Source organism: Burkholderia sp. WP42 (genome assembly GCF_000745665.1).
Lineage (GTDB): Bacteria > Pseudomonadota > Gammaproteobacteria > Burkholderiales > Burkholderiaceae > Burkholderia > Burkholderia vietnamiensis.
The window spans coordinates 94897-107329 of the sequence record NZ_KN050723.1 but is presented as its reverse complement, the minus strand read 5'-3'; the positions used below and the strand labels follow the sequence as shown (position 1 = coordinate 107329).

Here is a 12433-nt window from a genome sequence, read left to right as displayed (position 1 = left end):
GTGGGCTTCGATGAACGTGGGAAGGTGAAGCGGCGGGCGCGGTGCGCTTACGCGGCGTCGAGTTCGCGGCCGCGCGTTTCGGGCAGCGTCAGCGCGGCGACGATCAACACGCCGTATGCGGCGACCGCGAAGATGCCGATGCTCGCGCCGAGCCCGTAGTGCTTCGACAGCGCGCCGATCAGGAACGGAAACAGCGCGCCGACTGCGCGGCCGACGTTGTAGCAGAAGCCCTGCCCCGAGCCGCGCACGCGGGTCGGGAACAGCTCGGTGAGGAACGCACCCATCCCGGAGAAGATGCCCGACGCGAAGAAGCCGAGCGGAAAGCCGAGCCACAGCATCGACGTGTTCGTCAGATGCAGCGCCGGCGACGTGTAGGCGAATGCGATCACCATCGAGCCGAGCGCGAACAGGATGAAGTTCGGCTTGCGGCCGAGACGGTCGGTCAGGTAGGCGCTCGTCAGATAGCCGATCCACGAGCCGACGATGATCGTCGCGAGATAGCCGCCCGTGCCCATCACGGTCAGGTGCCGCTCGGTCTTCAGGAACGTCGGCAGCCACGTCGTGATCGCGTAATAGCCACCCTGCGCGCCGGTGGTCAGCAGCGCCGCGCGCAGTGTGGTCGACAGCAGCTTCGGCGCGAAGATTTCGGTGAGGCGCGGCGCGTCGGTCGCGCGCTGCGCGGCCTTCTCCTTTTCGTAGACGTCCGGCTCCTTCACGTAGCGACGGATCACGACCACCAGCAGCGCGGGCGCGAGGCCGACGAGGAACAGCGCGCGCCATGCCTGCTCGGCCGGCAGCACCGAGAACAGCAGCGCATACAGCAGCGCCGCCAGGCCCCAGCCGATCGCCCAGCCCGACTGCACGAGCCCGACCGCCTTGCCGCGGTCGCGCGCGCGGATCACTTCGCCGATCAGCACCGCGCCGGCCGTCCATTCGCCGCCGAAGCCGAAGCCCATCAGCGCGCGCGCCGCGAGCAGCTGCGAGTAGTTCTGCGCGAGCCCGCACAGTGCGGTGAACACCGCGAACCACAGCACGGTCAGCTGCAGCGTGCGCACGCGGCCGATCCGGTCCGACAGGATGCCCGCGAGCCAGCCGCCGAGCGCCGATGCGAGCAGCGTCATCGTGCCGATGAAGCCGGCGTCCGCGAGCGAAATGCCCCACGTCGCGACGAGCGTCGGGATCACGAACGACAGCATCTGCGTGTCCATCCCGTCGAGCATGTAGCCGACCTTGCAGCTCCAGAACGCGCGGCGCTCGCGCGGCTGCGCGTGCGCATACCATCCGAACAGGCCGTTGTCGTTGCGTGCGGGGCCCGTCGGATCGGCGGCGGGCGCCGCGAGCGTCTTGCTTTCCATGGTGAAGCTCCTGTCGAAGTGTGCGGTTCGGTCGATGCGCGTCGGGTAAGTCGCGCCGGCGGACGCCGGCTCAGAACACCGCGAGCGACGCGTTCGTCATGTCGGTGATCAGCATGTAGCCGGGCGTATGCGCGATCGCGAGCGGCAGCTTCGCTTCCATCAGCGCGGTTTGCGGCGTCACCCCGCACGCCCAGAACACCGGCAGTTCGTCGTCGCGCACCGTCACCGCGTCGCCGAAATCGGGCGCGCCGAGATCGGCGATGCCCAACGCCTGCGGATGGCCGATATGGATGGGCGCGCCGTGCACGCCGGGAAAGCGGCTCGTGATCTGCACCGCGCGAATCGCGTCGGCGCCGCGCAGCGGGCGCATCGACACGACCAGCTGGCCGCCGAAGATGCCCGCCCGGCGGTTCGGAATCGACGTGCGGTACATCGGCACGTTGCGGCCTTCTTCGATATGGCGCAGCGCGATCCCTTCGCGTGCGAGCATGTCCTCGAACGAGAACGAGCAGCCGATCGCGAACACGACGAAATCGTCGCGCCACAGCGCTTCGAGCGAATCGACGCGCTCGGTCAGCCGGCCGTCGCGGTACACGTTGTAGCTCGGCACGTCGGTGCGCACGTCGAGATCCGCGCCGAGCACGTCGACCCGGAACGCGCCCGGCTCGCCGACACCCAGCAGCGGACACGCCTTCGGATTCGCATGACAGAAGCGCAGGAAATCGTGCGCATGCGCGTTCGGCAGGATGGCGAGGTTCGCCTGCGCGAACGGCCCGCACTGGCCGGCCGTCGGGCCGCGGAACGCGCCGCTGCGTACGGACCGGCGGAATTCTGAAGGGGTCATGTAGGTGCTCTGAGGATCGGTCGGTGGTCGGGATGACGCGCTTGCGTCAGCGGATACGGCGAAGAATAGGAAAGAAAAAATTGGCCGGCCAACGAGTTTTTTTGCTGCCGGTGTATAGAATTCCTTAACGCGTATCGGGGTCTTCCCCGATCCCGTTCAGTTTTCTTCACCGGCAAGCTGCGCGTCCCACGTCCACCGATCGCCCATGAACACGCGCTTTCTCGAAACCTTCGTCACGCTCGCGAAGCTGCGCAGCTTCCGCACCACGGCGGCTGAGCTGCATGCGACGCCGGCCGCGATCTCGCAGCGCGTGAAGGCGCTCGAGGACGAGTTGCAGACGGTGCTCGTCGACCGCGACAGCCGCGAATTCCGCCTCACCGCGCACGGCGAATACCTGCTCGGCTACGCGAAGGCCGTCGTCGCCGCGACGCAGGAGCTGCAGGCGGCCGCGGCCGGCGACAGCGCGTTGCGCGGCAAGCTGCGGCTCGGCGTGATCGAGACGGTCGTGCACAGCTGGCTGCCGCACTACCTGCGCCGGCTCGCCGCCGACTATCCGCAACTGGAGGTCGACCTGACCGTCGACGTCAGCGTCGTGCTGCAGCGCCGGCTGATGGCCGGCGAGCTCGATCTGATCATTCGGGTGGAAGGCAGCGACGAGCCGTCGGTGGTGTGCGACGCGCTCGCGAACTATCCGGTGCGCTGGATCGCCCGCGCGGGGCTGCTGCCGAACACGCGCACGGGCCTCGCGCGGCAGGTGCTGCGTCAGCCGATCCTGACCTACGGGCGCGGGACCGCGCCGCATCGCGCCCTCGAGGACATCGTGCGCACGCTCGCGCACGCGCACGGCGTGCCGCTGTCGGAGACGCGCATCACCGGCTCGCCGTCGATCTCGGTCATCGTGCAGCTGGTGCGCGACGGGTTCGGCGTCGCGGCGATTCCGGTGCTGTTCGTCGATGCGCTGATCGAGCGCGGTGAGGTGGTCGAGCTGCCGCTGCAGCCGTTGCCCCCGTCGATCGTGGTGTCGATGTCACGGCGCGCGGATGCGCCGAAGTTCGTGCACGGCGCGTCGATCGCCGCGCGCGCCGCGTGTCATGAGTATTGCGGGAACAGCAACCGGTTGCTGGTGGAAGCGCTGTGACGCGGTGACGGGTCACTGCTCTTGCGCTTAACGAGGTCGGGCATCGCCGGATACGAGCCGGTTGCCGCAACCGCCATGCCCGGCCATCCGCGTACGCCGACGCGCTTTCGCCGATAGCCGAATGCTCGCGCCCGTGCGTCGTGCTGGCGTACGTGCGCCGTGGCTACCGCGTGCGGCTCGCGCGTCGCGGCGCGCGTTCTCCGTCGGCGTCGTCGGACGCGAGCATCTGCGGAATCTCGTCGACGAGCGCATCGACGACGACACGCACCTTCGACGGTACGTGGCGCGACGCCGGCCGCACCGCGAACACCTCCGCGCCCGACACGCTGTCGCTGTCCATCACGAGCGCGAGGCGCCCGTCGCGCACGTACGGCGCCATCAGCCAGCACGGCAGCCAGGCGAGGCCCGCGCCGGCGGCGGCCGCGTCGGCGATCGCCAGCAGGTCGTCCAGCCGCAGGCGGCAGGCCGGGCGATGCTCCCGCACCGTGCCGTCGGCGCCGATGACGCGCCACGGCGACGGCTGCCCGCCGCGCGAATACGCGATGCCGACGTGCGACGCGAGTTCGTCGAGCCCCGACGGCCTGCCGTGCCGCGACAGATACGCCGGCGCTGCGCAGATGCCCATCCGCTGCACGCCGAGCTTCCGGCCGACGAGCGCGCTCGTATCGGCCAGCTCGCCGATGCGCACCGCCACGTCGAAACCGTCGTTGACGAGATCGGCGATGCGATCGCTGAACGACAGATCGACTTCGAGCTTCGGATACCGCTCGACCAGACGCCGCACCACGGGCGCCACGCACTGTCGGCCGAACAGCACGGGCACGCTAATGCGCACGCGCCCGGCCGGCTCGCGGCGGCCCGCGTCGAGCGCGGCCTCCGTTTCGCCCAGCTCCGCCAGCAGCCGGCGACACTGCTCGTAATAGATGAGCCCTTCGTCGGTGAGCCCGAGCTGGCGTGTCGTGCGTCGCAGCAGGCGCGCGCCGAGACGCTGTTCGAGCCGCGCGACGACCTTCGCGACGGCCGAGCGCGTCTTGCCGGCGCGCAGCGCCGCCGCCGCGAAACTGCCCGATTCCACCACGTCGACAAATTCCGCGACGCCTCTCAGTCGTTCGTCCATGGGGCTCCGCTCCGATGCGATGACGGGTTGTGTCCGCGCCGGCACCAATCGTCGGCCGAATTCTCGCCAATGCGTCCCCGTGCGCGACACTATGATAGTCCCGACTATCTCGAAAAAGGAGTCGACATGCACGCATGGCAAGTCAAACCGGGCGACGGCATTGCCGGGCTACGCCGCATCGACGCGACCGCGCGCGCCGTCGGGCCGACCAACGTCGTCGTGAAGATCCACTCGGCCTCATTGAACTATCGCGACCTGATGTTCGCGCGCGGCGACTATCTCGGCATCGGCACCGACGCGCTGATCCCCGTCGCCGACGGCGCCGGCGAAGTCGTCGAAACGGGCCGCGACGTCACCCGCTTCAAGCCGGGCGACCGCGTGATCAACAGCTACTTTCCGCGCTGGATCGACGGGCCGCCGACGCCGCACAAGGTATCGGGTTCGCCGGGCGCGCAATTCGACGGCGTGCTCGCGGAACGGTTCGTGTCCGACGAAGCCGCGCTCGTCGCGATTCCGCCACATCTGGACTACGACGAAGCGGCGACGCTGTCGTGTGCGGGCATCACCGCGTGGAACGCACTGTTCGTCGACGGCGCGCTGCGGCCGGGCGCGACCGTCGTGCTGCTCGGCACCGGCGGGGTGTCGATCGTCGCGCTGCAGCTCGCGCACGCGGCCGGGCTGCGCACGATCGTCACGTCGTCGAGCGACGCGAAGCTCGAACGCGCCCGCGCACTCGGTGCGGACGCAACCATCAACTACCGGGCGATACCCGACTGGCAGCACGAAGTCCTGCGGCTCACCGGCGGCGACGGTGCGGATCTGGTCGTCGAAGTCGGCGGCCGCGATACGCTGCCGCGCTCGGTGGCCGCGACGAAGATCGGCGGCACCGTGTCGGTGATCGGCGGCCTCAGCAGCTTCGGCGGTCCGGAGCTCGGGCTGCTGTCGCTGATCGGCGGCTTCCGGCGGCTGCACGGCCTGATGGTCGGCAGCCGCGCGATGCTCGACGACGTCGTGCGCGTGGTCGACGCGCAACGGATCAAGCCGGTGGTCGATCGCGTGTTCGGCTTCGACGAAGCGCCGCACGCGTACGCGTACCTGCAGTCCGGGCAGCACTTCGGCAAGGTGGTGATTCGCGTCGCGTCGTAAGGCGTGACGGTGCGGGCAGCCGTGGCAACCGTCGTCCGTCCGATCGTCGCGGTCGGCGCGATCGCGGCCGCGCCGGCCGCGCCCACGCCCAAAGCAAAACGCGGCGCCCTCGGGCGCCGCGTTTCGTTTCATGCGTCGTGCACGCCGTCGTCAGAACATCTGACGCAGGCCGATCGCGGCGCCGACGTTGTTGGTCCGGCCGATCTGGTCGACCTTGCCCGTCAGCCGGTTCGTCGCGCCCGGGTAATCGGCCGCGAACGCGCCGTTGCCGCGCGCGAAGTCGACCGTACCGTACACCTCGGTGTGCTTCGACAGCGAGTACTCGGCCAGCACGGTCGCCGAGTAGTTGATGCCGGAGCCGAGCGTGCCGTCGAGCCGCTCCGCGTTGCGCGCGTGGCCGTAGTAGCCGGCGACCGTGATCAGCAGCGGCGCGGTGGCCTGCCAGTTCGCGCCGACGTAGAACGTGTCGTCGATCCGGTTCGGGCTGCTGCCGTTGAGCGTCGGTGCGCCCGACTGCTGCATGTTGAAGTCGGTCGTGCCGGTCTTGTCCTGGCCATGCAGCCAGCCCGCGAGCAGGCGCACGGTCGGCGTGATCTGGTACGCGCCGCTCAGGTGCAGGAAGCTCACCTTCGCGCCGTTGACCGCGCTGCCGTTCAGCGACGACACCGAAGTCTGCTGATAGCCTGCGTTGACCGATGCAGGCCCTTGCGCATAGGTCAGTTCGACGCCGTAGGTGCTGTCGAGGCCCATCGCGCCGGCATGATTGCCGAAGCCGTAGATCGCGTCGACGCTGAAGCCGCGGTACGCGAACTTGTACTTGACCGAGTTCTGCACCGTCAGGAAGTTGCCGATCCCGTTGTAGGCCCAGCTGTCCTGCCAGTAATCGCCGACGGTCATCGGGTCGAAGATGTCGCCCATCGTGTCGTACACCGGCGCGTACTGGTTACCGAACGTCAGCGCGCCGTAGCGGTCGCTCGACAGCCCGACGTACGCCTGCCGGCTGAACAGCGTGTTCGCGACGTGCAGCTTGCCGTCGCCGAGTTCGAAGCCGTTCTCGAGACGGAAGATCGCGGCCAGCCCGCCGCCGAGATCCTCACTGCCGCGCAAGCCCCAGCGGCTGTGCGTTTCCGGGCCGACCGTCATGCCGATCAGGTCCTTGCCGTCGGGTGCGGCATTCGTCTGATAACGAATGGCCGTATCGACGAGGCCGTACAACGTGACCGAACTCTGCGCGAACGCGGAAGGTGCTGCAATAGCGAAAATCGCGCCGATACCGGCGGGAACGACGATACGTCTCATGAAAGGCCTCCCTGAGCAAATTAATTTTGTAAGCACTCCGACAGCATTTGCGCGCGTGGCCGGAACTGCGACCCGGAGAATAATCGGTCATATACGCGACACCTATTGCTGTTTCTGGATTGGACCTTTCCAACTTCGTCAACAATCTCGCAGATAGTCGGGCGGCATTCTGTAAGATGAAAGCCCGCTCCGATTCGCCGCCCATCCCATGTCGACCGCCGCCACCGCCCTGCTGCCGCTCGCCGGCGTCCTGCTGCTGAGTGTCGCCAGCCCGGGACCGAACTTCGTCATCGTCACGTCGACCGCGCTCGCCCGGCGCCGCGCCGGCGTGATGACCGCGCTGGGCCTCGCCGCCGCGTCCGGCAGCTGGGCCGCGATCGCGATCGGCGGCCTGAGCCTGCTCGTGACCCACGTTGCATGGGTGCACACGGCGCTGCGGCTCGCGGGCGCCCTCTATCTGATCTGGCTCGGTCTGAAAATGTTGCTGGCCGCCGGCCAGCCGGCAGCGCCCGCCGCGCCCGCAACGGCGGGCGGCTGGCAGGCCGCGAGAAAAGGCTATGTGGTCAGCATGACGAACCCGAAGGCCGTCGCGTTCTACGGCAGCATCTTCGCGTTGATGGTCCCGGCCCAGGCGCCGGCATGGTTCGACGGCGCGGTCGTCGCGCTGTCGATCGCGATCTCCGGCACGTGGTACGGCGCGATGGCGCTGCTCGCGTCGCACCCGGCGGTGCGCCGCCTGCTGGTCGCGCGCAAGGCCGTGCTCGATACGACGGCCGGGCTGCTGCTGATGGGGGTCGGCGGGAAGATGCTGGCCGGGCGCTGAGCGGCCGCACGATCGCGCGGCGGCACGCGCGGCGCCGCGTCATTCATCGTGCATCGTGCTGCGCGCGCTCGGCAGCCGCGATGATCGCATCGGCCACCGCCTTCGGCTGGCTCAGCATCGCGACGTGGCTCGCGCGCACGTGCGTGACCGTCGCGCCGCTCCGCTTCGCCATCGCGTCCTGCAGCTTCGGATCGATCATCCGGTCCTGTGTCGTGACGACGAACGACGACGGCTTCGCATGCCACGCGGCCTGCGTCACCTTCTCCGAAAGGCAGCCTCCGTACCACGGCCCCTGCGTCGCCGCGACCACGCGCTGCTGCGCGGGCGACAGGTCCGGCGCGAAGTCCTGCGCGATCGCGCGGTCCGACAGCGTCGTGAAGCCGGCCGCGTCCTTGCGCAGCTCGCCGGCCCACGCGGGCGCGGGCAGCCCCTGCGTGACGTCAGCGATCGACTGGCCGTCGTCCGGCGCGAACGCGGCGACGTAGACGAGCGACTTCACCTTGGCGTCGTTGCCCGCCTCGCTGATCACGACGCCGGCCCACGAATGGCCGACCAGCACGACCGGTCCGGTCTGCGCGTCGATGGCGCGCCGGGTCGCGGCCGTGTCGTCGGCGAGCGAACTCAGCGGATTCTGCACCGCGACCACATGCAGGCCGCGCGCTTCGAGCAGCGGAATCACGCGGCTCCAGCTCGAGCCGTCGGCGAACGCGCCGTGCACGAGCACGACGTTGGTCCCTTTCAAGTCCTGCTTCGGTGCGGCGTGCGCCGCGACCGCGCCGGACAGTCCTGCCAGCACCGCCGCGGACAGCAGCAGCCGTTTCGTCAAACCCAACATCGTCATGCTCCTTTGCTTCGTGTCGTCGACTGGATGAAGTGCGGTGATGCCGCGCCGGCGTGACGCAGGCGCGGCCGCGCATCACGAATGCGCGTACAGATCGTCGGTGGCCGGGCGCGGGTAGCGCGCAGCGCGTGCCGCGTGCGTGTCGGCTACTTCGTAGCGGGCGGCCGGCGCGAGCGCGGCGGTCTGGTCGTCCTGCGACTTCGACGGGCCGTTCTGGTCGGAGCGTGCGACCTGCTGCGCGGCCAGCACGCGCTGCGCGGCTTCGATGTCGTCCGGGTAATTCGCTTCGCTGCCTGCCGGGTTGTATCCGGCGTGCTCGAGGCGGATCAGCTCGGCGCGCACGTCGGCGCGCGTGAGGCCGTGGCCGGTAGCGGCGAACGACAACGCGGGGATGGCGGCGAGGACGGCGACGGCGAGGATTCGGGCGGCTTTCATGGTGTTCTCCTTGAACAAGGTGGGTCGGTCGATCATGGGGGCGGCGATCCTGCGCGTGCCACCGAACGCTTGCTGCATGTCGACAGTAGAACCCGCTCACGTATCCGGCATGTTTCCGAAACCCCCGTGCCGTGCAAGCAGACGTTTCCACGACGGCGCCCGATACAGTGCGATACAAAACGGTCGGACGACGCATCGCGCGCCACGATGAAAAAAGGCGTGCCGCGCGCGGCACGCCTTCGTCGAACTGCGCCCACCGGACGCGACGGGTCGCGTCAAGGCGCGAGCCGCGTGAACACGTAGTCGTGGTTCTTCACGCGCGCCTGATGACACGCGAAGCACGTCTGGTGCTGCCCGAGATCGGCCGGCACGCCGTCGATGAAGCGCCCGAAACCCCAGCCGCCGGTCGCCGCATAGCGCCGCGAATCCTTCACCATCACCTGCACGGTCGTCGCCTGGCCGGGCACCGTGGCCGGCGCGAACTCGTCTGACTGCTTGCGCTTGTACGCGAGCTTCACGAGGATCGTGCCGTCCGGGAACGGCAGCGTCGAACGCTCGAGCGCGCGCATCGCGACGGGGTTGCCGAGCACCACGCGCAGTTCGTCGAGCGGCGCCGCTTCCTCGGCCGGCGCGACCATCTCCCACTTGCGGTAGCCGGGCGGAATCGTCACGCCGTAGAGCGGCGACGCGGCCGGCTTCGGCCGCTCGGCGAACGCGAACGGGCCGCTGGCGATGGCCAGCAGCACGCCCGCCGCCAGCACGCAACGGGCCGCACTGCGCACCGCCGCACGCGCGCGCATCACAGATGCTCCACGTGCAGGATCGCCTCGGCGAACGCCTGCGGCGCTTCCTGCGGCAGGTTGTGGCCGATGCCGCCGGTGATCGTCCGGTGCTGGTACTTGCCGATGAACTTCTTCGCATACGCGGCCGGTTGCGGATGCGGCGCGCCGTTCGCGTCGCCCTCCATCGTGATGGTCGGCACCGCGATCGTCGGGCCGGCCGCGAGGCGTCGCTCGATGTCGTCGTATTGCGCCTCGCCCTGCGCGAGCCCGAGCCGCCAGCGATAGTTGTGGATCACGACGGCGACGTGGTCGGGGTTGTCGAACGCGGCCGCGCTGCGCGCGAACGTCTCGTCGGAGAACTTCCACTGCGGCGACGCGAGCTGCCAGATCAGCTTGTTGAACGCGTCGCGGTTCTGCGCGTAGCCGAGCGCGCCGCGCTCGGTCGCGAAGTAGAACTGATACCACCACTGCAGCTCGGCCTGCGGCGGCAACGGCTTCTCGTTCGCGGCCTGGCTGCCGATCAGATAGCCGCTCACCGACACCAGCGCCTTCACGCGCTGCGGCCACAGCGCCGCGATGACGTCGGCCGTGCGCGCACCCCAGTCGTAGCCGCCGAACACCGCGCGGTCGATCTTCAACGCGTCCATCAGCGCGACGACGTCGACGGCCGTCACTGCCTGCTGGCCGTTGCGCATCGTGTCGGCCGAGCGGAACGTCGTCGATCCGTAGCCGCGCAGATACGGAACGATCACGCGATAGCCGGCCGCCGTCAGCCGCGGCGCGACGTCCGCATAACTGTAGATGTCGTACGGCCAGCCGTGCAGCAGGAACACGACGGGGCCGTTCTTCGGGCCGAGATCCGCATACCCGACGTTCAGCAGGCCGGCGTCGATCTGGTGGATCGTGCCGAGCGACGCGGTGGCGGCCGCACCGCTCGCCGCCGATGCATCGGGCGCGGGTTGCGCCTGCGCCGGCGAGCCGAAGCCGAGATCCGCGAGGGTCAGGCTGGCGAGGGTCGTACCGAGCAGCAGGCGGCGACGGGTATTGACGGTTTCAGACATGACTCGTTCTCCAGGGTCGATCGCTAAGAAAAGAGCCCGCGCGGGCGGGCATTCGGAACGGTGTTGGCAGCGGGCCGCGGTCGGGCCGAACGCTTGACCGACGTTATATCCGAGCGGCCGCGACGGTTTGTATCCCAACGTATCTGCAATTGCGGATGACACAAGGCGATTCAAAATTGCGGGCGCCGCGGCACGATGCGGGCCGCACGGGCGGCCCGCCGCCGTCGAGGCCGGCAGCCGCCGCGCTCAAGCGCGCCGCAACGGCCGGAATCCGGCGCGCACCTCGCGGGCGAACAGCTCCGGCTCCTCCCATGCCGCGAAGTGGCCGCCCTTGTCGACTTCGTTGAAGTAGATCAGGTCGTGATACGCGCGCTCGGCCCAGCTGCGCGGCGCCTGATAGATCTCGCCGGGGAACACGGTGATCGCGGCCGGCAGCGAGAGGTCCACCGCATTGAAGTTGTTCGAGTGATCCTCCCAGTAGATCTGCGCGGAGGACGTCGCCGAGTTGGTCAGCCAGTACAGCGAAATGTCGTCGAGAATCTCGTCGCGCGGGATCGACCGTTCGGGCACGCCGCCGCTGTAGGTCCACTGCGAGATCTTGTCGTACATCCACGCGGCCTGCCCCGACGGCGAATCGGCGAGCGCATAGCCGACCGTCTGCGGACGCGTGACCATCATCGCCGAATAGCCGGTGTTGTCGCGATAGAACGTCGCGAGCTGCTCGTAGGCGGCCCGCTCCTTCGCCGACAGCGACGCCGGCGCCGGCGCGTCGGTCTGCAGCAGCGCCGCGATGTCGGGCGGAACCGTCGCCGGCATGTTCACGTGAATCCCGACGAGCCCCTGCACGCGCTGCATCGCCATCCGGTGCGAGATCACCGAGCCGCAGTCGCCGCCCTGCGACACGAAGCGCGTGTAGCCGAGGCGCGCCATCAGTTCGCCCCAGGCGCGCGCGATGTGGTCGGAGCCCCAGCCGGGCTTCGCCGGATGGCCCGAGAAGCCGAAGCCCGGCAGCGACGGCACGACGACGTGAAATGCATCGTCGGCGCTCGCGCCGTGCGCGGTCGGGTCGGTCAGCGGGCCGATCGCCTTCACCAGCTCGAACACCGAGCCCGGCCAGCCGTGCGTCATGATCATCGGCAGCGCGTTCGCGTGCCGCGACCGCACGTGGATGAAGTGGATGTCGAGCCCGTCGATCTCGGTGATGAACATCGGGAAGCCGTTCAGCCGCGCTTCGCCCTTGCGCCAGTCGTAGTCGCTGCCCCAGTACTGCAGCAGCGCCTGCATGCGCGCGAGCCGCACGCCCTGCGATTCGTCGGCGACCGTCTCGCGGCCGGGCCAGCGCGTCGCCGCGATGCGGCGGCGCAGGTCGGTCAGCGCCCGCTCGGGAATGCGAGCGGTAAACGGCCGTATGCCGGTGTTGCCCGTGGCCGCGTGCAGCGCGGTGGGCAGCATCGCCGATACGCCGGCTGCCATGGAGGACGCCAGCAGATGGCGACGCAGCGGGGAAAAAGGTGTGGAAGACATCGTTCGGCATCTCCTTTCTTGAAGTGGAAAGTGAACATGCCGCGCGCGCCGGCGCGCCGTCTGTCGAG

The 12433-nt window shown here is 69.1% G+C and carries 12 protein-coding genes; 3 read left to right on the top strand and 9 right to left on the bottom strand.

From position 1 onward, the window contains the following. Positions 1–47 precede the first annotated feature (47 nt). Together EX20_RS23115 and EX20_RS23110 are read right to left on the bottom strand one after the other, a co-directional pair. Positions 48–1355, bottom strand: a complete 1308-nt coding sequence (locus tag EX20_RS23115; RefSeq protein WP_011881368.1) for an MFS transporter — start codon at positions 1353–1355, stop codon at positions 48–50. 70 nt (positions 1356–1425) lie between these two features. Then, a complete protein-coding gene (locus tag EX20_RS23110; protein ID WP_014724461.1) occupies positions 1426–2199 on the bottom strand; it encodes a putative hydro-lyase in 774 nt (257 codons plus the stop codon). Between the two features lie 205 nt (positions 2200–2404). Between EX20_RS23110 and EX20_RS23105 the strand changes: the two genes are divergently transcribed. After that, a complete protein-coding gene (locus EX20_RS23105; protein WP_034194891.1) occupies positions 2405–3337 on the top strand; it encodes a LysR family transcriptional regulator in 933 nt (310 codons plus the stop codon). Between the two features lie 163 nt (positions 3338–3500). On the opposite strand, the gene EX20_RS23100 is transcribed toward EX20_RS23105, so the two are convergent. Further along, positions 3501–4454: a LysR family transcriptional regulator gene (locus tag EX20_RS23100; RefSeq protein ID WP_034194890.1), complete on the bottom strand. Its 954-nt coding sequence runs from the start codon at positions 4452–4454 to the stop codon at positions 3501–3503. Between the two features lie 126 nt (positions 4455–4580). On the opposite strand from EX20_RS23100, the gene EX20_RS23095 reads away from it, so the two are divergent. Beyond that, positions 4581–5600: a zinc-dependent alcohol dehydrogenase family protein gene (locus tag EX20_RS23095; protein ID WP_034194889.1), complete on the top strand. Its 1020-nt coding sequence runs from the start codon at positions 4581–4583 to the stop codon at positions 5598–5600. A 150-nt stretch (positions 5601–5750) separates the two neighbouring features. On the opposite strand, the gene EX20_RS23090 is transcribed toward EX20_RS23095, so the two are convergent. After that, entirely contained in the window at positions 5751–6899 is a 1149-nt protein-coding gene (locus EX20_RS23090) for a porin (protein WP_014724456.1), read from the bottom strand. A 208-nt stretch (positions 6900–7107) separates the two neighbouring features. On the opposite strand from EX20_RS23090, the gene EX20_RS23085 reads away from it, so the two are divergent. Beyond that, positions 7108–7722 (top strand): LysE family transporter, encoded by a 615-nt coding sequence (locus EX20_RS23085; RefSeq protein ID WP_034194888.1) that lies wholly within the window; start codon positions 7108–7110, stop codon positions 7720–7722. A 43-nt stretch (positions 7723–7765) separates the two neighbouring features. Here EX20_RS23085 and EX20_RS23080 read toward each other — a convergent pair whose 3' ends face one another. From EX20_RS23080 to EX20_RS23060, 5 genes are all read right to left on the bottom strand, one after another. Continuing rightward, on the bottom strand, positions 7766–8557 hold the full coding sequence (locus tag EX20_RS23080; RefSeq protein ID WP_034195040.1) for an alpha/beta fold hydrolase: 792 nt from the start codon (positions 8555–8557) through the stop codon (positions 7766–7768). A gap of 81 nt (positions 8558–8638) precedes the next feature. Next, complete coding sequence (locus EX20_RS23075; RefSeq protein WP_034195039.1) at positions 8639–8998, bottom strand: DUF4148 domain-containing protein; 360 nt, start codon at positions 8996–8998, stop codon at positions 8639–8641. Positions 8999–9273: 275 nt separating this feature from the next. After that, positions 9274–9798 (bottom strand): cytochrome P460 family protein, encoded by a 525-nt coding sequence (locus tag EX20_RS23070; RefSeq protein ID WP_014724452.1) that lies wholly within the window; start codon positions 9796–9798, stop codon positions 9274–9276. Next, positions 9798–10841 carry an alpha/beta fold hydrolase gene (locus tag EX20_RS23065; RefSeq protein WP_034194887.1) on the bottom strand — a complete coding sequence of 348 codons (1044 nt, stop codon included), beginning with the start codon at positions 10839–10841 and terminating at the stop codon, positions 9798–9800. The genes EX20_RS23070 and EX20_RS23065 overlap by 1 nt, the downstream gene beginning before the upstream one ends. 246 nt (positions 10842–11087) lie before the next feature. Next, the gene (locus EX20_RS23060) at positions 11088–12365 is read right to left on the bottom strand and encodes an epoxide hydrolase family protein (protein ID WP_011881357.1); all 1278 of its coding nucleotides are present in this window, start codon (positions 12363–12365) and stop codon (positions 11088–11090) included. Positions 12366–12433: the final 68 nt, after the last annotated feature.